We start from the raw sequence: 25753 nt of genomic DNA on the forward strand, positions 1-25753 counted from the left end.
GTGTTCGTGGATTAGCGTGCCGCTTTCAGCCGCAGCTCCGCCGACCGTGCGTGAGCCGTCAGGCCCTCGCCGCGCGCCAATACCGCGGCAGTGCGGCCCAGCGCCGCCGCTCCGGCCGGCGAGCAATGAATGATGCTGCTGCGCTTCTGGAAGTCGTACACCCCCAGCGGCGAGGAAAAACGCGCGGTGCGCGAGGTCGGCAGTACGTGATTGGGGCCGGCGCAGTAGTCTCCCAGCGCCTCGGCGGTATGGCGGCCCATGAAGATCGCGCCGGCGTGGCGGATCAGCGGCAGCAGTCCCTCCGGTTTTTCCACCGACAGTTCCAAATGCTCTGGAGCGATGAAGTTGATTACGCGCGCCGCTTCGGCCAGGTCGCGCACCTGAATCAGCGCCGCCCGCCGGTTGAGCGAAGCCTCGATGATCTCCCGCCGCTCCATCTCCGGCAGCAGGCGCTCGATGCTGGCGGTGACCTGCTCCAGAAATGCCCCTTCCGGACTGATCAGAATCGGCTGGGCGTCCTCATCGTGTTCGGCCTGCGAGAACAGGTCCATGGCGATCCAGTCGGGGTCGGTCAGGCCATCGCAGACCACCAGAATTTCCGACGGTCCGGCGATCATGTCGATGCCCACCGCGCCGAACACCTGCCGTTTGGCGGCGGCGACGTAGATGTTGCCCGGCCCGACGATCTTGTCCACTCGCGGTACAGTGGCGGTGCCGTAGGCCAGCGCGGCGATCGCCTGCGCCCCACCGAGCGTGAACACTCGATCTACTTCCGCCACGGCGGCGGCGGCCAGCACCAGATCGTTGACTTCGCCGCCCGGTGCCGGTGCCACCATCACCACTTCCGGCACTCCGGCCACCTTGGCGGGAATAGCATTCATCAGCACCGAAGACGGATAGGCGGCCTTGCCGCCGGGCACATACAGCCCGACCCGGTCCAGCGGCGTCACCTGTTGGCCGAGCACGCTGCCGTCGGCTTCGGTAAAGGTCCAGGATTCCAGTTTCTGCCGTTCGGCGTAGGCGCGGATGCGGCCGGCGGCGGTTTCCAGCGCCGTGCGCCGCTCGACGGGGAGGGCGGTCAGCGCCTGCCGCAGTCGCTCGGCGGGAATTTCCAGATCGGCGGCGCGCGCGGCATCCAGCCGGTCGAAGCGCTGGGTGTAATCCAGCAGGGCGGCATCGCCCTCCGTGCGCACCCGCGCGAGGATCTCGCGCACCACGGTGGTCACGGCTTCATCGGCGACTCCTTCCCAGGCGGTCAGAGCTTCCAGGCGTGGCCAGAAATCGGCATCGGCGGTGTTCAGGCGTTGGATATTCGGCATGAGCGGCATTCCGGTATGGATGCTCCCCCCGCCCGCCAGCGGGAGAGGGGGTATTGTTCAAATGCCAACGGTGGCGGCCATGCGGGCCATGATCGCCTTGATCCGGGCGTGTTTCATCTTCATGGCCGCCTTGTTGATGATCAGGCGCGAACTGATATCGGCGATGTGCTCCAGCGGCGCCAGACCGTTCGCTTGCAAGGTCTTACCGGTATCCACCACATCGACGATGTAATCGGCTAGCCCGACCAGCGGCGCCAGTTCCATTGAGCCGTACAGCTTGATGACCTCCACCTGCCGACCTTGGTCGGCAAACCAGCGCCGGGTCGTATTCACATACTTGGTGGCGATGCGTGGGCGGTTCAAGCGCGGCTGGTGGTCGGGATCACCGGCCACCATCAACCGGCAGCGGGCGATTTTCAGGTCCAGCGGTTCGTATAGCCCCTCGCCGCCGTGTTCCAGTAGCACATCCTTGCCAGCCACGCCCAGATCGGCGGCGCCATACTGCACGTAGGTCGGCACGTCGGTGGCGCGGATGATCACCAGCTTCACGTCGGGCTGGTTGGTGTCGAGAATCAGCTTGCGGCTGGTTTCCGGATCGTCGGTCGGCACGATGGCCGCCGCCGCCAGCAGCGGCAGGGTTTCCTTGAAGATGCGGCCCTTGGACAGGGCAATGGTCAGCGTCGTGGGCATCGGCGTTCAGCCCGGCGTCCGGCGGATGCGCGCGCCCAGATGCGACAGCTTTTCCTCGATGCAGTCGTAGCCGCGGTCGATGTGGTAAATGCGGTCGAGGATGGTATCGCCGTCGGCGACCAGCGCCGCCAGGATCAGGCTGGCCGAGGCGCGCAGGTCGGTGGCCATCACCGGCGCGCCGGTCAGTCGCGGCACCCCGATGCTGACGGCGGTGTTGCCCTCCAACTCGATTTGAGCGCCCATCCGTTGCAGTTCGTTGACGTGCATAAAGCGGTTCTCGAACACGGTCTCGGTGATCATGCCGGTGCCCTCGGCAACAGCATTGAGGGCGACGAACTGGGCCTGCATGTCGGTCGGAAAAGCCGGGTAGGGCGCCGTGCGAATGCGTACGGCCTTAGGTCGATTACCCTTCATATCGACTTCGATCCAGTCCGGGCCGGTGTTGACCTGGGCGCCGGCCTCTTCCAGTTTGAGCAATACCGCTTCCAGGATTTCCGGACGGGTGTCCTTCACTTTGACGCGGCCACCGGTGATCGCCCCCGCCAGCAGGTAGGTACCGGTTTCGATCCGGTCCGGCAGCACCTGGTAGTGGGCGCCACCGAGGCGCTCGACCCCTTCGATCACCAGGGTATCGGTGCCGGCCCCGTCGATCCGCGCGCCCATCGCTTTCAGGCAGTCGGCCAGATCCACCACTTCGGGTTCCCGTGCGGCGTTCTCGATCACCGTGGTGCCCCGAGCCAGAGTGGCGGCCATCAGCAGGTTTTCGGTGCCGGTCACCGTGACCAGGTCTAGTACGATGTGCGCACCCTGCAAGCGGCCGGAACGGGCGCGGATGTAGCCGTTCTCGACCTTGATGTCGGCGCCCATCGCCTCCAATCCCTTGATGTGCAGATTGACCGGTCGCGAACCGATGGCGCAGCCGCCCGGCAGCGACACATCAGCCTGACCGAAGCGGGCCAGCAGCGGTCCCAGCACCAGGATCGAGGCGCGCATGGTACGCACCAATTCGTAAGGGGCCTGGAAGCTCTGAATCGTGCGTGGGTCCACCTGGATGTTCATCCGCTCGTCGACCACCAGGTCCACGCCCATGCGGCCCAGCAGTTCCATGGTGGTGGTAACGTCCTGCAAGTGCGGGACGTTGCGAATAGTGACCGGCTCGTCGGCCAGCAGGGTGGCGGCCAGAATCGGCAGCACCGCATTCTTGGCGCCGGAGGCGCGCAATTCGCCGTACAGCGGCACGCCGCCATTGATGATGAGTTTGCTCATGAAGGCAGGGTCCGCCGGGGTTAGGGTTGCAGTTTTTGCCAAGTGTCCGGCGTGTAGGTCTTGAGGGACAGGGCGTGGATCTCCTCGCGCTCCATTCGCCCTCCCAGCGCCGCGTACACCAGCCGGTGCTGCTGTAACAGCGACTTGCCGGCGAAGGCCGCGCTGACGACCACCGCCTCGAAATGGACACCGTCATCGCCGCGGACCTTGGCCCGTGCGTCCGGCAGTTGTTCTTCGATCAGACGTTCGAGGTCTTGCGCTTGCATCGTGGTCAATCCTGGCTGGATGAAAAGGGTGTTTGGGGAAGCGGTGGTGTCGGAACGTGAGGAGCGGAGCGCGGGGAAGTTCGCCGTCAGGCGGCGGGTAGCACCGTTTCCAGATCGGCGACTCGGATGATGGCGCGCATCTGCGTTGGGATGCCGACGAAGAGCAGTTCCCGCTGGCGGCGGCGCATTTGGTGTAGCCATTGCACCAGCAGAGCCACTCCCGCGCTGTTGGAGCGGCTGACCCCGCTGAGATCGATGCGGAGGAGCGGGGCGTCGCTTACGAACAGCGCTTCGCTGGTTTCCCACAGATCCGCGACGGAGTCGAAATTCAGCTCGCCCTGGACGCGCAGGATGTCGCCGTCACGGCTGACCCGCGCCGAGGCCATCAGCGTGGCCCCTGGGCGTTGTTGCGCTGCTGGAGATCGGCGATGACCGAGTCCATGCCGCTGGCGCGGATCTGGCTGGCGAAGGTGCTGCGGTAATTGGTGACCAGACTGACTCCGTCCACCGTAACGTCGTAGACTTTCCAGCCATCGTTGTTGAGATGCATGTTGTAGTTGATCTGGATCGGTCGGCCGGTTTTCAGCCGGACTTCGGTTTTGACCGTCACCTCGCTGCCGTTCCCCACGGCCGGTTGCGGCAGCACCCGGATCTCTTCGTTGGAATACTCCAGCAAAGCCTTGGCGTAGGTGCGGACCAGCAGGGTGCGGAATTCCTCGGTGAAGCGACGGCGCTGGTCGGGAGTCGCCTGCTGCCAGGACCGGCCCAACACCCAGCGCGACATCAGTTCGAAATCGAAATTGGGCAACACGATTTGATCGACCAGCCCGTAAATCCGTCCTGGGTCCCGGTCGAGCATCGCGCGGTTCTGGCGCAAGGCATGGATCATCCGCCCCGAGGTGTCCTGGATCACGTCCTGCGGGGGTCTAACGGCGGCCTCGATGGCGCCACCACCCAACGTCAGCAGCAACAGGCCGAGAGCGATCACTCGTTTCATCGGATTCACTTACTCCTCATCTGAAAATTAGGGGGCAGCGTTCGCGGAGATGCGGCTGACCGCGTCGTTACGGGAAATTCAGCGCATATCCGTGCCGGAGCGCCTGGATCGGGGGCGGCGCCGTCAGGGCGTTTTGGGCGGCGTGGAGTCGCCCGACGCCATATTGGTAAACACCCGGCCGATCAGCTTTTCCAACACCAGCGCCGACTGGGTCAGCTTGATGGTTCCGCCGTCCTTGAGAGTGTCGTCCATGCCACCAGGTTCCAGCCCGACGTATTGTTCGCCCAGTAATCCCGAGGTCAGAATACTGGCGCTGGAGTCGGTCGGCAGTTGGTTGTATTTGGGATCGATGGACATCGTGACCACGGCTTCGTAGCTTTGCGGGTCCAGACTGATGCCGATCACCCGGCCGATGCGCACGCCGCCCAGCGTGACTGGGGCGCGAGCCTTGAGCCCGCCGATATTTTCAAAGTGGGCCGTGACGCGATAGCCTTTGTCGTCTCCCAGGCTGGTGAGGTCACTGACCTTGAGCGCCAGTATGAAAAACGCCGCCAGCCCCAGCGCGACGAACAGGCCGACCGCCAGCTCCAGATTCTTTTGCTTCATGATTACCACACTCCGAACATCAGGGCGGTCAGCAGGAAATCCAGTCCCAGCACCGCCAGCGAGGTGTCCACCACGGTGCGGGTGGTGGCGAGGCTGACGCCTTCCGAGGTCGGTTCCGCCTGATAGCCTTCGAACAAAGCGATCCAGTTGGCCACCAGCCCGAACACGGCGCTCTTGATGATGACGCCGTTGCCGACATCGGCGAACAATTGCACTTTCGCCTGCATCTGCGCCCAGAACGAACCGCCGTCCACACCCAGTTGCACCACCGCGACCAGGTAGCCGCCCAGGATGCCCGTTGCGGTAAAAATGCCGGTCAGCAGGGGTACCGCGATGCAGCCGGCCAGGAACCGCGGGGCCAGCACCCGGGGAAAGGGATCGACCGCCATCATTTGCATGCTGGCCAGTTGCTCGGTCGCCCGCATCAGCCCGATCTCGGCGGTCAGCGCCGAACCGGCCCGGCCGGCGTACAGCAGCGCGGTCAGCACCGGCCCCAGCTCCCGGATCAAGGACAGCGCCACCACCGTGCCCAGCGAGGAGGTCGCGCCGAAATCCACCAGGTTGGCATACCCTTGCAGGGCCAGCACCATGCCGACGAACAGGCCCGAGACCAGGATAATGGGCAGCGACCGCACCCCGACCGCGTGCAGTTGCTTGACCAGCAATCCGGGGCGGCCGAACAGAAACGACAGCGCGCGCAGCAGTTGCAGCAGGAACAGATTGGCCCGGCCCAGCCGAGCCAATCTGTCCAGTACGAAGCGTCCCAATTCCGCCAGCAACGCCATCATGTCGGAGGGTCCGCCAGCAAATCGGTTTCGTAGGGCGGCGCCGGATAATGAAAGGACATCGGACCGTCGGGCAGGGCATGCATGAATTGATCCACCCAAGGCGAAGCGGAGTGGCTCAGGTCCTGTGGCGTGCCATGTTCCACCACCTGACCGTCGGAGATCAGATAAAGATAATCGGCGATGGCGGCGGTTTCCTTGACATCGTGCGAGACGATGATGCTGGTCAGATCAAGCGCGTCGTTGAGGGTGCGGATCAATTTCACCAGTACGCTCATCGAGATCGGGTCCTGACCGGCGAACGGCTCGTCGTACAGGATCATCGTCGGGTCGAGCGCGATGGCGCGGGCCAGCGCCACCCGGCGGGCCATGCCGCCCGACAGTTGCGCCGGCATCAACGCGCGGGCGCCGCGCAGACCGACCGCTTCCAGTTTCATCAGCACCAGGGTTCGGATCAGGGGCTCCGGCAGGCGAGTGTGCTCGCGCAGCGGGAAGGCGACGTTGTCGAACACGCTCAGGTCGGTGAACAGCGCGCCGCTTTGGAACAACACGCCCATGCGCTTGCGCAGTTGGTACAGATCCTTGCGGCCGAGTTCATGGACGCAGATGCCATCAACCTCAATGCGGCCGGCATCGGGACGGATCTGGCCACCGATCAACCGCAGTAGCGTGGTTTTGCCGGTACCGCTCGGCCCCATGATGGCGGTGACCTTGCCGCGCGGGATGACCAGATCCACTTCTCGAAAGATGCGGTGCTCGCCGCGGCTAAACGACAGGCGGTGCACGGTCACCAGGGGGTCGTTGCGGGTCGTCGCGGTGTCTGAGCGGGCGATGATTGCAAGCATCCTTTTGTTAAGCTTGGAAATAACGGTTGTGGCAACTAGATAAAAAGGTCACTATCTTCCGGCCAAGCCGCTGGCAAGTCAAATGACCGCTATCGGCTCCGGGCCGTCGCCGCCCCAGATGTTCTTGGCAATTTCCGAGGTATATGGCTATCTTTGAGAGCGATACAGGTCGGTTGATCGACCGGCCAGCGTATTCCTTATACTAGCTACACCATTTTTCCGCACGCGCAATCCCGACGACGGAAACCAGTCCGGTGGACCGTTCAGGACGGCGCGGGATGGTCTATGCTGTTGCGAAGTCGGATAAGTCCGACACTCTCCCAACCACTTGTGAAGGTAGGATCATGGCGAAGAAGTACATTTACAAATACACCGAAGGCGATGGCAAGAATAAGATGCTGCTGGGCGGCAAGGGTGCCAACCTCTGCGAGATGACCCAGATCGGCCTGCGGGTGCCACCGGGCTTCGTGATTTCCACCGAAGCCTGTCTGGATTACATCGCCAACAACCGTCTGCCCGAGGGGTTGGTGGACAATATGCGCGAGCACATGGCTTGGCTGGAGCAGGAAACCGGCAAGCAGTTTGGCGGTGCCGGCAACCCGCTGCTGGTCTCGGTGCGCTCCGGTTCCTCCATGTCCATGCCGGGCATGATGGATACTATTCTGAACCTGGGCCTGAATGAAACCACTCTGGCCGGGTTGATCAAACTGACCGGCAACGCGCGTTTCGCCCATGACGCCTATCGTCGCTTCATCCAGTTGTTCGGCAAGATCGCGCTGGGCGTGGACGATCATTACTTCGACGAACACTTCGAGGCGATCAAGCGCCGCGCCGGGGTGAAGGTGGATGTGGCCCTGAGCGCCGAAGACCTGCGCGACATCGGCCAGTTATTCCTGCAAGTCGTCAAGGAGCAGACTGGGCGGCCGTTCCCGCAAGACCCCTATGAGCAGTTGGAACTGGCGGTCAAGGCCGTGTTCGGTTCGTGGATGGGTCAGCGCGCCGTCGATTACCGCCGCGAGTTCAAGATCACTCCGGAGCAGGCTAGCGGCACCGCGGTCAATGTCGTGACCATGGTCTTTGGCAACATGGGCAACGATTGCTCGACGGGCGTGGGTTTCACCCGCGATCCCGGCACCGGCGAAAATGTCATGTACGGCGAATACCTGGTCAACGCCCAGGGCGAGGACGTGGTGGCCGGCATCCGCACGCCCAAGCCCGTGGCGGAGATGAAGGACGAGATGCCGGATCTGTACCGGCAACTGGTCGAGCTGCGCAATAAGCTGGAAGGCCACTACCACGAGGTGCAGGACTACGAGTACACCATCGAGAAGGGTGTGCTGTATTGCCTGCAAACCCGTAATGGCAAGATGAACGCCCAGGGTATGGTGCGCAGCTCGGTGGAAATGGCCAATGAGGGTTTGATTACCCGCGAAAAGGCGTTGCTGCGGATTGACCCTGAGTCGCTCGAACAGATGATGTTCCCGCAGCTCGATCCCAAGCAAAAAGTGGCGCCGGCGGCGGTCGGGATGGGCGCGTCTCCCGGCGCCTCGTCGGGCAAGATCGTGTTCGACGCCGATACCGCGGTAAAACGCGGGCGCGGCGCCAACGAGAAAATCATTCTGGTGCGCGAGGAAACCAAGCCGGAGGACATCCATGGCTTCTTCGCCGCCGTGGGTATTCTGACCAGCCGCGGCGGCAAGACTTCCCACGCGGCGGTCGTGGCGCGCGGCATGGGCAAGCCCTGCGTGGTCGGCGCGGAAGATATTCTGGTCAACGTGCATCAGCGCCAGGCCATCATCGGCGACAAGGTTCTGCATGAAGGCGATGTGGTCACCATTGACGGCGGTACCGGCGCGGTTTATCTGGGCGCCGTTCCCACCGTCGAACCGGAGTTCACTCCGGAACTGCGCACCTTGCTGGGCTGGGCTGACGAAATTGCCACCCTCAAGGTGATGGCGAACGCGGACACCCCGGAAGCTGCTCAGCGTGCCTCCAACTACGGCGCCATGGGTATCGGCCTGTGCCGTACCGAGCGCATGTTTAATGCCAAGGAGCGGTTGCCGCTCGTCCTGGAGATGATCCTGGCCGAGACCACCGAGGATCGCGAAGCCGCCCTGGCCAAATTGCTGCCGATGCAGCGCAGTGACTTCAAGGAAATTTTCCGGGTGATGGCGCCGCGTTCGGTCACCGTGCGCCTGTTGGACCCGCCGATTCACGAGTTCCTGCCCTCCGAGCAGACCCTGATCGACGACATTGAGCATCTGCGTCATCTGCGCCAAACCGCGCAGGGTCTGGAGGCGATCAGCCAGATTCTCGGCCAGGTCAACCCGAAAGCCGTCGAGCAACTCGGTATTCTCAACGACAGCCACCTGGTGGCCGACGTGCTGGCCAAGAAGGAAGAAATCCTGCAGAAGGCGCGCGCCCTGCACGAAATCAACCCGATGCTCGGTCATCGCGGCGTCCGCCTGGGTCTGACCTATCCCGAGATCTACAAGATGCAGATCCGCGCCATTCTGGAAGCGGCGGCGGAATGTATTCAGGAGAAGGTCAACGTTCATCCCGAAATCATGGTGCCGCAGGTTTGCACCGTGGAAGAGCTGAAGCGGGTGAAGGCGTTGGTCGACGAGGTGTTGCCCCAGGTCGAGGCCAAGTACGCGGTCAAGGTGGATTTCGAGTTCGGCACCATGATGGAAGTGGTACGGGCCTGTCTGCGCGCCGGCGAAATCGCCGATGTGGCCGAGTTCTTCTCGTTCGGCACCAATGACTTGACCCAGGCCACCTTCTCGTTCTCGCGCGAGGATGCCGAGAACAAATTCCTGCCGTTCTACAACTCCGCCGGGATTCTCAAGGATAATCCGTTTGAGGCATTGGATACGGCGGGCGTCGGCCAGCTCATGCAGTTTGCGGTCGAAAATGGCCGGAAGACCCGCGATGGTCTCAAGGTCGGCATTTGCGGCGAGCAGGGCGGTCATCCGGCTTCGATGCGCTTTTGCCACTATGCTAATCTGACCTACGTGTCTTGCTCGTCGCCTCGGGTGCCGATTGCCCGGTTGGCGGCGGCGCACGCCAAATTGCTGGAAGAGGAGTTCAAGCCAGCGACAAGAGGCTGAGAACGGGCGGCACCGCTTCGGGCGGTGCCGCTGTCGGAAATGCCAAGGGCGGCGATGGCCGCCCTTTTTTCGTGTAAAGGCAAGTGTCGAGTCCACCAGGCTTCTTTGGGTTTGATAATCGACTGAAGCCGAGGCTTTTTATGGGCTAATGCAATTAATGGTGATTATCGACAGCGATGAAAAATGGCTCATTGCTTGTTGCCCGGAAATACCCGGTGCTAATGCACGGGGTTACACCAAGGAAAAAGCGCGAGCAAACCTGATCGGCGCGAAGATGAAAGGAGCCTTTTAGAATTACCATGCACCCCGATAGATTAAGACAACTGGGCAGCCAGGTTTTGACGATTGAAGCCCAAGCGGTGGAACAACTCAAAAGCCGCATTGATGGCAACTTTGTCGGTGCCTGCGATCTCATGCTGCACTGCCAGGGCCGCATCGTGGTACTCGGCATCGGTAAATCCGGGCACATCGGCGGCAAAATCGCGGCGACACTGGCCAGTACCGGCAGTCCGGCGTTTTTTGTTCACCCGGCCGAAGCCAGCCACGGCGACATGGGCATGATCACCGCTCAGGATGTGGTGCTGGCGCTGTCCAATTCCGGTGAAACCGACGAAATCCTGACCCTCCTGCCGCTGCTCAAGCGGTTGGGCGTGCCGCTGATCGCCCTGACCGGCAATCCCGCTTCGACACTGGCCAACAATGCGGATGTGCACATCGATGTCAGCGTTTCCCAGGAAGCCTGTCCGCTCGGGCTGGCGCCGACTTCCAGCACCACCGCGACGCTGGCCATGGGCGACGCCCTGGCGGTAGCACTGCTGGAAGCGCGCGGCTTCACCGCCGAGGATTTCGCCCGCTCCCACCCCGGTGGCCGGCTGGGTCGCCGCCTGCTGCTGCTCACCGACGACGTGATGCATACCGGCGCGCAGATGCCGCGCAGCGCGCCCGACGATCTGCTAAAAGACGCCCTGCTGGAAATGAGTCGCCAAGGTCTGGGTACGACCGTGGTGGTGGATGGCGAGGAGCGAGTGCTGGGGGTGTTCACTGACGGCGACCTGCGCCGGGCGCTGGACCGGCAGGTGGACGTGCATACCGCCCGGGTCGCCGAAGTAATGATCCGCGACTGCAAGACCATCGCGCCCGGCACCCTGGCCGCCGAGGCGCTGCGGATGATGCAACAGTACAAGATCAACGCCCTGCCGGTGGTAAACTCCACCGGGAAGCTGGCCGGCATCCTCAACATGCACGATCTGTTGCGCGCCGGTGTGTTGTAATCTCCATCCGGCGGAAGATCGATCATGCGCGATATCCTGAGTAAGGCCACCCAGATTCAGTTGGTCATCTTCGACGTGGACGGCGTGTTGACCGACGGCCATCTTTATCTGGGTAACGACGGCAACGAATACAAGGCCTTCCATATCCGTGACGGCCACGGTATCAAGATGTTGCTCGAAGCTGGCGTGGAGGTAGCCATCATTTCCGGTCGCCACGCCGCCTCGGTGGAGCGGCGCATGGCCGATCTGGGCATCCGCCATGCCTATTTGGGCGTGCAGGATAAGCTGGCGGTTTTCAATAGCCTGCGGGCGCGACTGGGTGTGGACGCGGAACAGGTGGCCTACGTGGGTGACGATCTGATTGATCTGCCGGTGATGACCCGGGTCGGTTTGGCCATCGCGGTGCAGGACGCCGACCCGTTCGTCAAACAGCACGCCCACTGGCAGACACCCAGCCGCGGCGGGCGCGGCGCGGCGCGCGATGTCTGCGAGCTGCTGCTGGAAGCGCGCGGCCAACTGGCGGCCCTGCGTGACCGCTATCTGTAGGGAGCGATGACCTGGTGGGAAGAGGCGGCGCGGCGCACGGTGGTTTCACGGTACGCGGCAGCCTGTACCTGGCCGGTCTAACATTGTTGGCTGGTTTGAGCTACAGCTTGTTGCGCTGGGTGGAGTCCTCGCTGCGCGAGCCGGTTGCGGTCGAAAGCCAGGAGCCGGTGTTGGTGATCGAGCGGTTTCGGGCCGTGCGGATGACGGTTGCCGGTCTGCGGGAATACCTGCTCGAAGCGCCTCTATTGCAGCAACTGCCGGGTCAGCTCGGTACTCAGGTCGAACAACCGCGAATGGACTGGTATCAGCCAGATGGCCAGACCCGCGAATGGCGGCTGCGCTCCGAACAAGGCTGGATCGCTCCCAACCAGGAACAGATTCGGCTGGAGGGCGAGGTGGTGATGATCCGTACCGCCGAGAGCGGCCAGCCACCGGTCACCATGACCACCCGCGACGTGCTGGTGCGGCCCGACAGCCGTTACGCCGAAACCGCCGCGCCGGCGCGGGCGGTGACGCCGGGTGGCGAATTGCGCGCTGTCGGCGTACGCGCCTATCTGGATCAGGAGCGGTTGGAACTGCTTTCCGAAGTGCGAGGTGTCTATGAACCCCCCAAGCCGTAAGTTCGGGCTGGCGCTGGCGCTGGCGCTGGTGGCGTCCTCGGCCGCTGCCCTGCCGGAGGATCGCGAACAGCCGATTCATCTGGAGGCCAGCCGCGGCCAGTTGGATCAGAAGACCGGCGTGAGCGTTTACGAAGGCAACGTGGTGATCAGTCAGGGTTCGATGCGGTTGACCGCCGACACCGCCACCATCCATGTCAAGGACAGCAGCTTCGAACGGATGGAAGCGGTGGGAAAGCCCGTCAACCTGCGCTACAAGCCGGCGGTCGACAAGCCGGAAATCCTGGGCACCAGCCAGCGGGTCGAGTACAACGTCGGTAGCGCCAAGGTCGTCATGAGCGGCAATGCCCGGCTGGTGCAGGGACAGGATGTGTTTGCCGGTGATCGGGTGGAGTACGACCTCAAGGGCGATGTGGTGCGCGCGCGCGGCGCCGGTACGAACGGTCGCATCCAGTTCACCATCCAGCCGCGCGGGCAAAGCCTACTCCCCGCCGCCAAGAAGCCCTGATCATGGCCCAATTGATTGCCAAGGAGGTCGTCAAGCACTACCGCAAGCGGGTGGTGGTGGATGCCGCCTCACTGACCGTCGCCAGCGGCGAAGTGGTCGGTCTGCTGGGGCCGAACGGTGCCGGCAAGACCACAACCTTCTATATGATGGTTGGCCTGATTCATTGCGACGAGGGGCGGGTGCTGCTGGACGATCGCGACCTGACCCATCTGCCGATGCATGCGCGGGCGCGGCTGGGAGTCGGCTACCTGCCACAGGAACCGTCGATATTCCGGCGGCTGACGGTGCTGCAAAACGTGATGGCGATTCTGGAAACCCGCGTGGATCTCAGCAAGGCCGAGCGCCGGCCGCTGGCCGAGGAGCTGTTGCACGAGCTGCATGTCGGCCACCTGCACGACAGCCCTGGCATCAGCCTGTCGGGCGGCGAGCGCCGGCGGGTGGAGATCGCCCGGGCCTTGGCGGCCCGGCCGGCGTTCATGTTGTTGGACGAGCCGTTTGCCGGAGTCGATCCGTTGTCGGTGCTGGATATCCAGCGCATCATCGGCCACCTGTGCGAGCGCCGGATCGGCGTGTTGATCACCGATCACAATGTCCGGGAGACCCTGGGGATTTGCGACCGAGCCTATATTCTCAACGAGGGCCGGGTGATCGCCGAGGGCGATCCCGGCACGATTCTCGCCGATCAACAGGTCCGTCGGGTTTATCTGGGCGAATCGTTCCAGCTTTGACCTGGCGGGTGCTGGTCGGCTGGCAAATGTCCGCCACGTTAGCCACTCTAGCCGAAAACCCGCTAGGATTATAGCTAGGTTAAGTGAAGCGGCTTGATGCAGGCTTGAATGCTTATGAGACAGTCATTACAGCTACGCCTGGGTCAGCAACTGACCATGACCCCCCAATTGCAGCAGGCGATTCGCCTGCTGCAATTGTCCAGCCTGGACTTGCAGGTGGAGGTACAGGCGGCCCTCGATTCCAACTTGATGCTGGAGCAGGCCGACGAACCGGAGGATCCGCCGGTGCAACCGGAAGCCTCGGCTACGCAGACGGCGGACGGCTCCGAAACCGAAATCGACGCGACGGCCAGCACCCTGCCGGACGAACTGCCGGTGGACAGTGCCTGGGAGGATGTCTACGAATCGTATGACGGCGCGACCAACTATTCCCGCGGTGAGGACGAGGAATGGGACCCCTACGAGCGCTATGCCGGTGCCGGGGAATCGTTGCGTGACTATCTGTACTGGCAGATGCGGCTGACGCCGTTCGGCGAGCGGGAACTGGCGGTCGCCACCGCCATCATCGACGCGATCGACGAGTCCGGCTATTTGACCTCGTCGCTGGAGGAGATTTGCCAGGGTTTGCACGATGGAATCGCGATGACGCCGGCCGAGGCCGAGAAGGTCTTGGGGCAGATTCAACGATTCGATCCGCAGGGCGTCGGTGCCCGCGGCCCGGCCGAATGCCTGCTGCTGCAACTGGAGGTGCTGCCGGCCGATACCCCGTGGCTGGTCGAGGCGCGCCGCCTGGTCGAGCATCATCTGGAACTGCTGGCTGATCGCGATTTCACCGGCTTGATGCGCCGGCTCAAAGTGACGCGCGAGGCGCTACAGGGTATCGTGAGCCTGATTCAGTCGTTGGACCCGCGCCCGGGTGCCCGCCTGTCCAACGCCGCGCCGCAGTACGTCGTTCCGGACGTATTGGTCTACCGCCAGCGTCATACCTGGCGGGTCGAGCTGAACCCCGATAACATGCCCAAGCTGCGTATCAACACCCGCTACGCGGCCCTGGCGCGGCAAAGCAACCCGAACGGCGACACGGCCTATCTGAAGAACCATCTGCAGGAGGCGCGCTGGTTTCTCAAGAGCCTGCAAAATCGCAACGAAACCCTGCTCAAGGTGGCCACCTGCATTGTCGAGCGTCAGCGGGAATTTCTGGAACAGGGCGACGAGTCCATGAAGCCGCTGATTCTGCGGGATGTCGCCGAGACGCTGGGCATGCACGAATCGACCATCTCGCGGGTGACCACCCAGAAATACATGCATACGCCGCGAGGAATCTACGAGCTGAAATATTTCTTTTCCAGCCATGTCGGTACCAGTGACGGCGGCGAGTGTTCGTCCACCGCCATCCGTGCCATGATCCGCAAGCTGATCCAGGCGGAAAACCCCGGTAAGCCGCTCAGCGACGATAAGATCGCCAAGCTGCTGGAGGCCGAGGGTATTCATGTGGCCCGGCGCACGGTGGCAAAATATCGGGAAGCCATGTCTGTTCCCTCTTCTTCGGATCGTAAACGCCTCGTCTGAACGGACGGGGGATACCCGCCCCGCAAGGGGCATCGCAATGGGCGTCCGGGGATGCCGGACGGTTCGAATCCGCAACGGTCGAACGACCGCCATGGATCGCGCGCCGATCGACGGTTCCGACGCCCGACCCAAACGAGACCTGCCAGTCAGGAGCCCATGTCATGCAAATCAAACTGAGCGGACACCATGTGGAAATCACCCAGGCGCTGCACGACTACGTGCACGACAAGCTGGAACGCATCGAGCGGCATTTCGACAACGTGACCAGCGCCCAGGTGATTCTCAGCGTCGAGAAACTGCGCCAGAAGGCCGAAGCGACGATCCATGTGGCCGGTAACGAAATCTTCGCCGATGCCATCGACGAAGATATGTATGCCGCGCTCGATGCCCTGATCGATAAGGTCGACCGTCAGATCAAGAAACACAAGGAAAAACTGACGGACAAGCATCGTGACGAAAAGGCGCGCAGCTATTCCCAGCCTTGAGTGAGTCTTATGGATATTACAGACCTGATTACCTCCGACCGGATCGTCTGCGACAGCGAAGTAGCCAGCAAGAAAAGGGTCATTGAGGTAATGAGCGAGCTGCTTGCCACCGGTCAGCCCGATTTGGCGGTCCGGCCGATCTTCGATAGCCTGATCGGTCGAGAGCGTTTGGGGAGTACGGGTCTGGGCCATGGGGTCGCCCTGCCCCATGGTCGTTTCGAGCACAGCCAGCAGGCTATTGGCGCGTTCGTCAAGCTGAAGAAGGGCGTGGATTTCGACGCCATCGACCGGCAGCCCGTGGACTTGGTGTTCGGTCTGCTGGTGCCGGATCATTACACCGACGAGCATCTCAAGATTCTTTCCTATCTGGCGGAAATGTTCAGTGATCAGGCGTTTTGCCAGCAATTGCGGGAAACCGACTCCGACCAGATGCTGTTTAGCCGGTTCCGGGATTGGAAGCCGGCCGTCATGAGCTTGCCATGAACCAGCCGGCGCGGGCGAAGGATGTATTTCAGGCGCTGAAAACCGCGCTGAACCTGCACTGGGCTGGTGGCGCGGCGGGGGCGGAACGCATTCTATGGCCGTTGGCTGAAGCCGGCGTTCCCCTGTACGGCCGGCTGAACTGGGTTCATGCGCCCCGGCTGCAAATCTGCGGTCCCGAGGAAAGCGGTTTTTTCGGGCGGCTCGAATCGACGGTGCGGGAGGCATTGATCCGCGATCTGCTGGCATTTCCCACCGGCGCGGTGCTGGTGTGCGGCGGTGGGGAGCCGGTCGAGGCGCTGCGGGCCGGTGCCGAGAAGGCCGGCATTCCGCTCTGGTCCAGTCCAGCCACGCCCGAAGTGGTATTGGAGCAGCTCAATCATTACCGGCATGGTCTGGACGCCTCCACCGTGGTGCACGGCGAATTGCTTGAAGTGTTTGGCTTGGGGGTGCTGATCACCGGCGGTAGCGGTATCGGCAAGAGCGAGCTGGCCCTGGAGCTGATCAGTCGCGGTCATCGTCTGATCGCCGACGATACCCCGACCTTGACCCGGGTGGCGTCGTCGGTCCTGGAAGGGACCTGCCCGCCCGCTTTGATCGATCTGCTGGAAGTGCGCGGGCTCGGCATCCTCAATATCCGCCGCATGTTTGGAGACAGTGCCATCAAACGCAACAAGCGCATCCGGCTGATTCTCCACCTGGTCAAGATGGAGGAGATATCGCCACCGGCCGATGCCCGGCTGCAGGGTATGCGGGAAAATCGAGTGATTCTGGGCGTCGACGTGCCGGCGATCACCCTGCCGATCGCGCCCGGCCGCAATCTGGCGGTGCTGGTGGAATGCGCGGTGCGTGATCACATCCTGCGGTTAAGCGGATATCACGCCGAGCAGGATCTGATGGCGCGCATGGAAAAGACCATGGCGGGAGCCGTTCCGTGCGAATAATCATCGTCAGCGGTTTGTCCGGCTCCGGCAAGACCATCGCGCTGCAAACCCTGGAAGACCTGGACTACTACTGCGTCGACAATCTGCCCTTCAAACTGATTCTACCCCTGGCGCGGGAAATCACCGCCGCCAGCGACCTGTTGCCGCCGACCGTGGCGGTGGGGGTGGACGCGCGCAATTTCATCGATGAATTGCACCAGTTTCCCAGCACCTTGACCGAGCTGCGCGCCAGCGACCTGCGGGTGGACGTGTTGTTTTTGCAAGCCGACGACGAGACTCTGCTCAAGCGCTACAGCGAAACCCGGCGCCGGCATCCCCTGGCGTTGGGCGACATTCCGCTGCGGGAAGCGATTCAGCGGGAACGGCGGTTGCTGGAGCCGATCATCGCCTGCGCCGATTTGATCGTCGATACCAGCGACACCAATCTCTACCAATTGCGCGAGCTGATTCGCGCCCGTGTGCACGAGACGGCCGGCGAGGCGATGTCGCTGCTGTTCGAATCGTTTGGGTTCAAGAACGGCGTGCCCGCCGACGCCGATTTCATGTTCGATGTGCGTTGCCTGCCCAACCCGCACTGGGAGCCGCAGCTGCGTCCGCTGACTGGATTGGACGCGGCCGTGATCGATTTTCTCGGTCGTCAGCCGGACGTTGGCGCGATGATCGCCGACATCGGCCATTTTCTGGAGGGATGGTTGCCGCGATTCGAGCGCGGCGAGCGGAGTTATCTGAGCGTCGCCATCGGCTGTACCGGCGGCCAGCACCGCTCGGTGTTCGTCGCCGAGGCCCTGGCTCGCCATTTCAGCGGACTGCGCGACCATGTCATGGTCCGTCATCGAGAACTAAAATTGACGGTGTAGCCCAATGAGCGATTGCGATTGGATCGGCTGGGGAATAGAGGGAGCGTCAGGGTGCTGAAGCGGGAAATTGTCATCATCAACAGGCTGGGGTTGCACGCCCGCGCCGCCGCCAAGTTCGTGACCCTGGCGGCCGGATTCGACGCCGAGATCCGGTTGTTGCGCGACGGGCGCGAAGTCAACGGCAAAAGCATCATGGGCGTCATGATGCTGGCGGCCGCGCGTGGCACTCAATTGGAGTTGTGCGCCAGCGGCCCCGAGGCCGAACAGGCGCTTGAACACCTCGAAGATTTGGTGCGCCGCCGCTTCGACGAGAGCGAATGAGAGGGCTTCCGCATGCCGTTTTCGCTGCATGGCATCGGGGTTTCCCGGGGGTATGCGATCGGCAGAACCTACCTGCTGCAGCGTAACCAGCCGGAAATCACCGAGTACACCATCCCCGACGCCATCGTTGAGGATGAAGTCCAGCGTTTTCTGAATAGTCTGAAGATAGCCAGGCGGCAGTTGCGCGATGTCCGGGTGCAGGTTCCCCCGACGGCGCCGACGGAGGTTGCCGCCTTTATCGACACCCATTTGCTGATGCTGGAAGACGCGACTTTTACCGAAGCGCCGATCAAGCTGATTCGCACGCGCAAATGCAACGCCGAATGGGCGTTGAAGATCCAGCGGGATCTGCTGGTCCAGGTGTTCGAAGACATGGACGATCCGTATCTGCGCACCCGCAAGGACGATGTGGAGCATGTGGTGCGGCGGGTGCAGCGCGTGCTGGTGACCGAGGACCCGTCTTATCTGAACGACCCCGATTACACCGACCTGGCGTCCAGCCGCTTGGAAGGACGCATCGTCGTCGCTGACGACCTGACCCCGGCCGACACCATCCTGATGCAGCATCAGGGGGTACTGGCTTTCGTGACCGAGTACGGTGGTCCGCTGTCCCACACCGCCATTCTGGCGCGCAGCTTGGGCATCCCGGCGGTGGTCGGCGCGCGCAATGCCCGCGCCTACCTGGGCCACGACGAACCGGTGATCGTCGATGGCCGCCATGGCGTGATTCTACTTGGTTTGGATGAGCGCATCCTGCGTTACTATCGGCACAAGCAAAAGGAGGAGCGCCGGCAGCAGCGCGAGTTGAACAAGCTCAAGGGCAAGCCGGCAATCACCCGCGACGGGCTGACGATCGAGTTGTACGCCAACATCGAATTGCCGGAAGACGCCGCGGCGGTGCGGGACGTAGTGGCCGACGGGGTTGGTTTGTACCGTACCGAATTCCTGTTCATGAATCGCCCCGACGTACCGGACGAGGAAGAGCATCTGGCGTCTTACCTGCATGTGATCAAGACCCTGGAAGGCAGCCCCATCACCATCCGTACCGCCGATCTCGGCGCCGACAAGCAGGTGGACGGCGGCCGCGGCGGCGGCCCGGTCTGCACCAATCCGGCCCTCGGCTTGCGGGCGATTCGGATGTGTCTCAAGGATCTGGTGATGTTTCGCCCGCAGTTACGCGCCATCCTGCGGGCTTCGGCGCACGGGCCAGTGCGCATGATGATTCCGATGCTGTCCGCCATCCAGGAGGTTTTCCAGGTGCTGCGGCTGGTGGCGGAGACCAAGCAGGAATTGCGCGATCGGGGTCTGGCCTTCGACGAGAAGATGCCGGTCGGCGGTATGATCGAAGTGCCGGCGGCGGCGGTGTGCGCCCCCCAGTTCGCCCGCTATCTGGATTTTCTGTCGATCGGCACCAATGATCTGATCCAGTACACTCTGGCCATCGACCGGGTGGACGACGAGATCAACTATCTCTACGATCCCTTGCATCCGGCGGTGCTGATGCTGATTCACAACACCATCCTCGCCGGCCGCAAAGCCGGCATTCCGGTCAGCCTGTGCGGAGAGATGGCCGGCGATCCTCGCTATACCCGGTTGTTGCTGGGGTTGGGCCTGACCCAATTCAGCATGCATCCCACCACGCTGCTGGAGATCAAGCGGGTCATTCAGAGTAGCGAGGTTGCCGAGTTGACCCCGGTGGTCCGCCGCCTGCTGCGCACCACCGACGCCGAGAAATACGCCGAAGCGCTGAAGAGCGTCGCCGAGAATTGATCCTTGCCTTCAGGCCGTCACCGACCGGATGGCGAGCAGCGGTGGAAGATCCGGCCTAGACGCTGGATCAACGGTTCGCCAGCCAGTCGCGGACGGCGGGGCCGGTACCGATGGTCCACGGCTTCAGCCGTTCGACCGGCACGCGTTTGATGCCGGCCAGTTCCTCGCCGAGGGCGATAGTCCCTTGCGCCGGCACATGGAAGGCCAGCAGCAACTGGTTCATCTCGAAAAACGGGTAATAGCCGATGAAGTGGGCGGTGGTGACCTCCAGGCCCAGTTCTTCGCGCACCTCGCGCAGGACGGCGGCGTCCGGGGTTTCGTCCCGCTCCAGAAAACCGGTGATCAGCCCATACATTTTCTCCGGCCAGCCCCGGTTGCGGGCCAGAATGACCGCGCCGTCCAATTCGACGATGGCGGCGACCACCGGTACCGGATTGTCCCAATGCACGTAGCCGCAGTCGGCGGCGGTGCAGCGTTGTCGGGAGCGGCCATCGATGACGGCGGTTTGCAAGGAGTTGCCGCATTGCGGGCAGAAATTGACTGGCATCGCGAATCATCCGGTGATGTGGAGGAAGGTGGCACCCACCCGCCAAAAGATCGACTTCTGACTTATAATATTTTTTACGGCGGCTCACCAGTGTCGCCGTTTTGATTTTGGAAAGCAGCTTGCGGAATTTCCGCACCGGGCCGGAGCGCATGTTCCCCAAGCTGCTGTGCGGCCACCAGAACGGATTGCCGGCAATCCGTATTTTCAGCGATCCCTATTCATGAAACCACGCCATTTTCTTAGCCTGTTCGATCTGGCGCCCGCGGAGTTGCGGCACGTACTGCGGCGCGCCGGCGAGTTGAAAACACAACACCGGCGGGGGGAGCGCCACGCGCCGTTTCCCCAGAAGGTGCTGGGCATGATCTTCGAAAAAGCCTCGACTCGCACCCGGATTTCCTTCGAGGCCGGCATCGTGCAATTGGGAGGTGGCGCCATCTTCCTGTCGCCGCGCGATACGCAACTGGGTCGGGGCGAGCCGATCGAGGATACCGCGCGGGTGCTGTCGAGCATGGTGGATCTGGTGATGATCCGTACCTTCGAACACGCCAAGGTGGAGCGTTTCGCCAAGTACTCCAGCGTACCGGTGATCAACGGGCTGACCGATTACAACCATCCTTGCCAGTTACTGGCCGATATCCAGACCTTCATCGAGCAGCGCGGCGACATTCGTGGCTTGACCGTGGCCTGGATCGGCGACGGCAATAATATGTGCAACAGTTACCTCAGCGCCGCCTGTCAGTTCGATTTTCAGTTGCGTATCGCCGTTCCGGCCGGTTACGAGCCGGACGCGGATTTACTCGAGCGCGCCGCCGGCCGGGTGGTGCTGCTGCGCGATCCGCTGGTCGCCGCCCGAGGCGCTGATCTGATCGCCACCGACGTATGGTCGAGTATGGGTAAGGAGGAGCAGCAGCAACAGCGGCTGCGGGATTTCAGCGGCTATCAGGTCAACGCCGAGATCATGGCTCAGGCCAAGCCCGAGGCGATTTTCCTGCATTGCCTGCCGGCGCATCGAGGTGAGGAGGTCAGCGCCGAGGTGATCGATGGGCCGCAAAGCCAGGTGTGGGACGAGGCCGAAAACCGCCTGCATGCCCAAAAGGCGCTGATGGAGTTTCTGTTGTCGGATGTGTCGGTCTCCGCTTGAAATGGCTGAAACGGACCCGTCGCGGTTTCTGCGTCTGGTCAGCGACCGCGCGAGTGGGGCGGCGGCCCACATAGCCGGACGCTATAAGCTTGCGCCGAAGCCGTCTGGCGAAAGCGCGGGCGAATCTGGTAGATTAGCCCGCGCGAATTGTCGTTGTTTCTCGCCCTGTTGCGTGCCTGCGCTGTTCCCGCCGCCATCGCCTGTCAGGGTCGCATTCGCAACCGCGGGCGTTTCTTGCAAGCTCTTCTCCAGATTCGCGGGCTTTTTTCCACGGCCCGGAATGTTACTGTCCGGACATCGCGCGCCATGAAAGAATATGCGCTGATTCTGATTGGGACGATCCTGGTCAACAATTTCGTGCTGGTGAAATTCCTGGGTTTGTGCCCCTTCATGGGGGTTTCCCGCAAGCTGGAAACCGCCATGGGCATGGGGTTGGCGACTACCTTCGTGTTGACGTTGTCGGCTATCTGCGCCTATCTGGCCGACGAGTATCTGCTGGCGCCGCTGGGCTTGGAATATCTGCGCACCATCGCCTTCATTCTGGTGATCGCGGTGGTGGTGCAGTTCACCGAAATGGTGGTGCACAAGACCAGTCCCCTGCTGTATCAGGTGCTGGGGATCTATCTGCCGCTGATCACCACCAACTGCGCGGTATTGGGCGTGGCGCTGCTCAACGTGCAGACCCGGCACGGCTTCGTCGAGTCGGGCTTGTACGGCTTCGGCGCGGCGATCGGTTTCTCGCTGGTGATGGTGCTGTTCGCCGCCATGCGCGAGCGCATCGCGGTAGCGGATGTGCCGGTGCCGTTTCGTGGGGCGGCCATCGCTTTGGTGACCGCCGGGCTGATGTCGCTGGCGTTCATGGGTTTTTCCGGTCTGGCCAGAGGTTGAGACGATGATTGCGGCGATTGTGGTGTTGAGCGCTCTGGCGGGGATCTCGGGCCTGCTGCTGGGGTTTGCCGCCGTGCGCTTCAAGGTCGAAGGCGATCCCATCGTGGACAAGATCGACGCCATCCTGCCACAGACCCAGTGCGGTCAATGCGGTTATGCCGGCTGTCGGCCGTATGCCGAGGCCATCGCCGCCGGCGAGGCGGACATCAATCAGTGCCCGCCGGGCGGCGAGAACGGCATCGTCGCCCTGGCCGAACTGCTGGGTCGCGATCCCAAGCCGCTCAATCCGGACAATGGGATCGAGAAACCGAAAATGGTCGCGGTCATCGACGAGCAAAACTGTATCGGTTGTACGCTGTGCATCCAGGCTTGTCCGGTGGATGCCATTCTCGGCGCGGCCAAGCAGATGCATACGATCATCAGCCGGGAGTGCACCGGTTGCGAATTGTGCCTGGCGCCGTGCCCGGTCGATTGCATCGATATGGTACCGGTCGCGCAAACCATCACAAACTGGAAGTGGACTTATCCCGCCGCCTCCACGATCCACCAACCGGCGGACCGGGCCGCCGCATGAGCGCGCTGTTTCCATTCCATGGTGGGCTCAAGACCGTCCGTCACAAGGCCGAATCCAACCAGCGACCAATCCTGGCCGGTCCCTTGCCCCGCCAGTTGACGGTGCCGCTGCGCCAGCATATCGGCGCCATCGCCAAGCCCCTGGCGCAGGCCGGTGACCGGGTGTTGAAAGGTCAGATGATCGGCCAGGCCGACGGCTATATCAGCGCCGCCGTGCACGCGCCGACCTCGGGCGTGGTGATAGCGGTGGAATCGCGGCCGGTGCCGCATCCCTCCGGCCTGCCGGATTCGTGCGTGATCATCGAAACCGACGGCGAGGAGCGCTGGATCGAGCGGCAAGCGCTGGACTACCGTCGGCTGCATTCGAGCGAGGTGCGCGGCGCGCTGCGCAATGCCGGCGTGGTCGGGCTGGGCGGCGCGGTGTTTCCCAGCGCGGTCAAACTGAATCCGGGCGGCCATGACGAGCCGCTGGAAACCTTGATCTTGAACGGCGCCGAGTGCGAGCCCTGGATCACCTGCGACGACCGACTGATGCGCGAGCGCGCGGCTGGAATCGTCGCCGGTCTGCACGTCATGGTGCATCTGTTGGAGCCGCGTGAGGTATTGATCGGCATCGAGGACGACAAACCGGACGCGGTGGCCGCCATGACCGCGGCCTGTGCCGGAACCGGTTATCAGGTCCGGGTGGTACCGACCCGCTATCCCAGCGGCAGCGTGAAACAGCTCATCCGGCTGCTGACCGGGAAGGAGATCCCGTTCGACGGCTTGCCGATCGATATCGGTGTCCAGTGTTTCAACGTCGCCACCGCCCATGCCGTTCATCGCGCCATCGATTTTGGCGAGCCGGTGCTGTCCCGCATCGTCACCGTGACCGGTCAAGTCGCCCAACCGGGCAACGTCGAGGTCTTGCTCGGTACGCCGTTCGCGGCGCTGGTCGAGTTATGCGGCGGCTATCGGGATGGGGTCGAGCGGCTGATCATGGGCGGGCCGATGATGGGATTTGCCCTGCACGACGACGGGGTACCGGTGACCAAAGCCACCAACTGCATCCTCGCCGCCGGCGCCGAGGCGTTGACGCCCGAACAGCCGCCGATGCCCTGTATCCGTTGCGGGGCCTGCGTCGATGTGTGCCCGGCCAAGCTGTTGCCGCAGCAGTTGTACTGGCATGCCCGCGCCAAGGAGTTCGACAAGGCGCAGGATTACCACCTGTTCAGTTGCATCGAATGCGGTTGTTGCAGCACCGTTTGCCCCAGCCACATCCCGTTGGTGCAGTTCTACCGCTACGCCAAGAACGAAATCTGGGCGCAGGAGAAAGAGAAGCAAAAGGCCGAATTGGCTCGACAGCGGCATCAGGCCCGCCTGGAGCGCTTGGAACGCGAGCAAAAGGAACGGGAAGCCAAGCTGCGCCAGAAAGCCCCGCCCCGCCCGGCTCCGGCGGCGGTGACCGAGGTGGACAAGTTGCCCATCGAGGCGGCGGTCGCCCGCGCCAAACCGGGTCGGGTCGCCGTGTCGGTGGACGAGCCACAGCCATCGGTTGCGGTTGCCGCCGACGGCGCCGAGCGGGGCGGCTGAGCGGCGATGCGCTTCAAGACCGCGACTTCTCCTCATATTCTGCGCGAAACCGGTGTCGGCCAGGTCATGCGCCGGGTGTTGTATGCGATGGTGCCCGGCATCGTGGCGCTGGCCTGGTTTTTCGGTTGGGGTGTGCTGGTCAATCTGACGGTTGCCACCGTGGTGGCGCTGGCGGCGGAGACGCTGATGCTGGCGGTGCGCGGCAAGCCACTGGCCTTGCATCTGGGCGACTGTAGCGCCGTGGTCACCGCTTGGCTGCTGGCGGCGGCGCTGCCGTCGCTGGCGCCGTGGTGGCTGACGGCCCTGGGCGTCGTCTTCGCCATCGTGGTCGCCAAGCATCTCTACGGCGGCTTGGGCTACAACCCCTTCAATCCGGCCATGGTCGGCTACGTGGTGCTGCTGATCTCGTTTCCGCGCGAGATGAGCACCTGGCCGATTCCCCACGGGGTCGGGCAGGCGCATGCGCTGGGTTTGCCGGAAACCTTGGAGATCGTGTTCGGTGGCGCGGGACGCCTCGTCGCGGATGGACTGACCGGCGCGACGCCGCTCGATGTGTTGCGTACCCAATTGGGCCTGGGTTTGACGGTGACCGAGATCCGCGACAGCCCGGTGTTCGGGATCGTGTCCGGCAGCGGCTGGGAATGGGCGGCGCTGGGTTTTCTGACCGGCGGGCTGTGGCTGGTCTACAGCCGCGCCGCCGATTGGCGGATTCCGACCGGGATGCTGGGCGGGCTCGCGCTGATCGCCACCGTGTTCTACCTGGTCGATCCGCAACACTACGCACCGCCCTGGTTTCACGTTTGGAGCGGCGCGGCGATTTTCGGTGCTTTCTTTATCGCCACCGACCCGGTCACGGCCAGCACCACGCCGCGTGGCCGACTGATTTACGGGGCCGGGATCGGCGTGCTGGTCTACGTTATTCGGGCGTTCGGCGGGTATCCCGACGGGGTGGCCTTTGCCGTGTTGTTGATGAACATCGCCGCGCCCACCATCGATTTGTATACCCAACCTCGGGTGTTTGGAGCGCGACGCGGATGAAAACCGCGCGCAGC

The 25753-nt window shown here is 63.0% G+C and carries 29 protein-coding genes; 19 read left to right on the forward strand and 10 right to left on the reverse strand.

Annotated features, from left to right (window positions below):
* Positions 1-11: 11 nt before the first annotated feature.
* From hisD to IPM89_00785, 9 genes are all read right to left on the reverse strand, one after another.
* The gene (hisD, locus tag IPM89_00745) at positions 12-1319 is read right to left on the reverse strand and encodes a histidinol dehydrogenase (GenBank protein QQS54436.1); all 1308 of its coding nucleotides are present in this window, start codon (positions 1317-1319) and stop codon (positions 12-14) included.
* Between the two features lie 57 nt (positions 1320-1376).
* The gene (locus tag IPM89_00750; protein ID QQS54437.1) at positions 1377-2009 is read right to left on the reverse strand and encodes an ATP phosphoribosyltransferase; all 633 of its coding nucleotides are present in this window, start codon (positions 2007-2009) and stop codon (positions 1377-1379) included.
* A 6-nt stretch (positions 2010-2015) separates the two neighbouring features.
* Positions 2016-3275 carry a UDP-N-acetylglucosamine 1-carboxyvinyltransferase gene (gene murA / locus IPM89_00755; protein QQS54438.1) on the reverse strand — a complete coding sequence of 420 codons (1260 nt, stop codon included), beginning with the start codon at positions 3273-3275 and terminating at the stop codon, positions 2016-2018.
* 20 nt (positions 3276-3295) lie between these two features.
* A complete protein-coding gene (locus IPM89_00760; protein ID QQS54439.1) occupies positions 3296-3541 on the reverse strand; it encodes a BolA/IbaG family iron-sulfur metabolism protein in 246 nt (81 codons plus the stop codon).
* Between the two features lie 86 nt (positions 3542-3627).
* The gene (locus IPM89_00765) at positions 3628-3927 is read right to left on the reverse strand and encodes an STAS domain-containing protein (GenBank protein QQS54440.1); all 300 of its coding nucleotides are present in this window, start codon (positions 3925-3927) and stop codon (positions 3628-3630) included.
* Positions 3927-4538 (reverse strand): ABC transporter substrate-binding protein, encoded by a 612-nt coding sequence (locus IPM89_00770; GenBank protein ID QQS54441.1) that lies wholly within the window; start codon positions 4536-4538, stop codon positions 3927-3929. The genes IPM89_00765 and IPM89_00770 overlap by 1 nt, the downstream gene beginning before the upstream one ends.
* Before the next feature lie 123 nt (positions 4539-4661).
* Positions 4662-5144, reverse strand: coding sequence for an outer membrane lipid asymmetry maintenance protein MlaD (gene mlaD / locus IPM89_00775; protein ID QQS54442.1), 483 nt, complete (start codon positions 5142-5144; stop codon positions 4662-4664).
* Between the two features lie 2 nt (positions 5145-5146).
* Complete coding sequence (mlaE, locus tag IPM89_00780; GenBank protein QQS54443.1) at positions 5147-5932, reverse strand: lipid asymmetry maintenance ABC transporter permease subunit MlaE; 786 nt, start codon at positions 5930-5932, stop codon at positions 5147-5149.
* Positions 5929-6774 carry an ATP-binding cassette domain-containing protein gene (locus tag IPM89_00785; GenBank protein ID QQS54444.1) on the reverse strand — a complete coding sequence of 282 codons (846 nt, stop codon included), beginning with the start codon at positions 6772-6774 and terminating at the stop codon, positions 5929-5931. Before IPM89_00785 ends, mlaE begins: the two co-directional genes overlap by 4 nt.
* Before the next feature lie 344 nt (positions 6775-7118).
* Here IPM89_00785 and IPM89_00790 point away from each other — a divergent pair, with 344 nt between their 5' ends.
* The 14 genes from IPM89_00790 (at position 7119) to ptsP (ending at position 19980) form a co-directional block, all read left to right on the forward strand.
* Positions 7119-9884 (forward strand): pyruvate, phosphate dikinase, encoded by a 2766-nt coding sequence (locus tag IPM89_00790; GenBank protein QQS54445.1) that lies wholly within the window; start codon positions 7119-7121, stop codon positions 9882-9884.
* A 148-nt stretch (positions 9885-10032) separates the two neighbouring features.
* Positions 10033-10176 (forward strand): hypothetical protein, encoded by a 144-nt coding sequence (locus IPM89_00795; protein ID QQS54446.1) that lies wholly within the window; start codon positions 10033-10035, stop codon positions 10174-10176.
* A 7-nt stretch (positions 10177-10183) separates the two neighbouring features.
* Entirely contained in the window at positions 10184-11155 is a 972-nt protein-coding gene (locus IPM89_00800; protein ID QQS54447.1) for a KpsF/GutQ family sugar-phosphate isomerase, read from the forward strand.
* Positions 11156-11179: 24 nt separating this feature from the next.
* Entirely contained in the window at positions 11180-11701 is a 522-nt protein-coding gene (gene kdsC, locus IPM89_00805) for a 3-deoxy-manno-octulosonate-8-phosphatase KdsC (protein ID QQS54448.1), read from the forward strand.
* Between the two features lie 14 nt (positions 11702-11715).
* Positions 11716-12321, forward strand: a complete 606-nt coding sequence (gene lptC / locus IPM89_00810; protein ID QQS54449.1) for an LPS export ABC transporter periplasmic protein LptC — start codon at positions 11716-11718, stop codon at positions 12319-12321.
* The gene (gene lptA, locus IPM89_00815; protein QQS54450.1) at positions 12302-12826 is read left to right on the forward strand and encodes a lipopolysaccharide transport periplasmic protein LptA; all 525 of its coding nucleotides are present in this window, start codon (positions 12302-12304) and stop codon (positions 12824-12826) included. The genes lptC and lptA overlap by 20 nt, the downstream gene beginning before the upstream one ends.
* A 2-nt stretch (positions 12827-12828) precedes the next feature.
* Positions 12829-13554 (forward strand): LPS export ABC transporter ATP-binding protein, encoded by a 726-nt coding sequence (gene lptB, locus IPM89_00820; GenBank protein ID QQS54451.1) that lies wholly within the window; start codon positions 12829-12831, stop codon positions 13552-13554.
* A 114-nt stretch (positions 13555-13668) separates the two neighbouring features.
* Positions 13669-15123: an RNA polymerase factor sigma-54 gene (locus IPM89_00825; GenBank protein QQS54452.1), complete on the forward strand. Its 1455-nt coding sequence runs from the start codon at positions 13669-13671 to the stop codon at positions 15121-15123.
* Positions 15124-15284: 161 nt separating this feature from the next.
* Positions 15285-15608: a ribosome-associated translation inhibitor RaiA gene (gene raiA, locus IPM89_00830; GenBank protein ID QQS54453.1), complete on the forward strand. Its 324-nt coding sequence runs from the start codon at positions 15285-15287 to the stop codon at positions 15606-15608.
* A 9-nt stretch (positions 15609-15617) separates the two neighbouring features.
* Complete coding sequence (locus IPM89_00835) at positions 15618-16091, forward strand: PTS sugar transporter subunit IIA (protein ID QQS54454.1); 474 nt, start codon at positions 15618-15620, stop codon at positions 16089-16091.
* The gene (gene hprK / locus IPM89_00840; GenBank protein ID QQS54455.1) at positions 16088-17032 is read left to right on the forward strand and encodes an HPr(Ser) kinase/phosphatase; all 945 of its coding nucleotides are present in this window, start codon (positions 16088-16090) and stop codon (positions 17030-17032) included. The genes IPM89_00835 and hprK overlap by 4 nt, the downstream gene beginning before the upstream one ends.
* Positions 17023-17889, forward strand: coding sequence for an RNase adapter RapZ (gene rapZ, locus IPM89_00845; GenBank protein ID QQS54456.1), 867 nt, complete (start codon positions 17023-17025; stop codon positions 17887-17889). The genes hprK and rapZ overlap by 10 nt, the downstream gene beginning before the upstream one ends.
* A 51-nt stretch (positions 17890-17940) precedes the next feature.
* The gene (locus tag IPM89_00850; GenBank protein QQS54457.1) at positions 17941-18210 is read left to right on the forward strand and encodes an HPr family phosphocarrier protein; all 270 of its coding nucleotides are present in this window, start codon (positions 17941-17943) and stop codon (positions 18208-18210) included.
* A 12-nt stretch (positions 18211-18222) separates the two neighbouring features.
* On the forward strand, positions 18223-19980 hold the full coding sequence (ptsP, locus tag IPM89_00855; GenBank protein ID QQS54458.1) for a phosphoenolpyruvate--protein phosphotransferase: 1758 nt from the start codon (positions 18223-18225) through the stop codon (positions 19978-19980).
* Between the two features lie 67 nt (positions 19981-20047).
* Here ptsP and IPM89_00860 read toward each other — a convergent pair whose 3' ends face one another.
* Positions 20048-20527, reverse strand: coding sequence for an NUDIX domain-containing protein (locus IPM89_00860; protein ID QQS54459.1), 480 nt, complete (start codon positions 20525-20527; stop codon positions 20048-20050).
* A gap of 220 nt (positions 20528-20747) precedes the next feature.
* Here IPM89_00860 and argF point away from each other — a divergent pair, with 220 nt between their 5' ends.
* The 5 genes from argF (at position 20748) to rsxD (ending at position 25739) form a co-directional block, all read left to right on the forward strand.
* On the forward strand, positions 20748-21668 hold the full coding sequence (gene argF / locus IPM89_00865) for an ornithine carbamoyltransferase (protein ID QQS54460.1): 921 nt from the start codon (positions 20748-20750) through the stop codon (positions 21666-21668).
* Between the two features lie 306 nt (positions 21669-21974).
* Positions 21975-22556: an electron transport complex subunit RsxA gene (rsxA, locus tag IPM89_00870; protein ID QQS54461.1), complete on the forward strand. Its 582-nt coding sequence runs from the start codon at positions 21975-21977 to the stop codon at positions 22554-22556.
* A gap of 4 nt (positions 22557-22560) precedes the next feature.
* Positions 22561-23130 carry an electron transport complex subunit RsxB gene (gene rsxB, locus IPM89_00875; GenBank protein ID QQS54462.1) on the forward strand — a complete coding sequence of 190 codons (570 nt, stop codon included), beginning with the start codon at positions 22561-22563 and terminating at the stop codon, positions 23128-23130.
* Positions 23127-24701 carry an electron transport complex subunit RsxC gene (rsxC, locus tag IPM89_00880; GenBank protein ID QQS54463.1) on the forward strand — a complete coding sequence of 525 codons (1575 nt, stop codon included), beginning with the start codon at positions 23127-23129 and terminating at the stop codon, positions 24699-24701. Before rsxB ends, rsxC begins: the two co-directional genes overlap by 4 nt.
* 6 nt (positions 24702-24707) lie before the next feature.
* Positions 24708-25739 (forward strand): electron transport complex subunit RsxD, encoded by a 1032-nt coding sequence (gene rsxD, locus IPM89_00885; GenBank protein QQS54464.1) that lies wholly within the window; start codon positions 24708-24710, stop codon positions 25737-25739.
* Positions 25740-25753: the final 14 nt, after the last annotated feature.

Source organism: Candidatus Competibacteraceae bacterium, from assembly GCA_016699715.1.
Taxonomy (GTDB): Bacteria; Pseudomonadota; Gammaproteobacteria; order Competibacterales; family Competibacteraceae; genus Competibacter.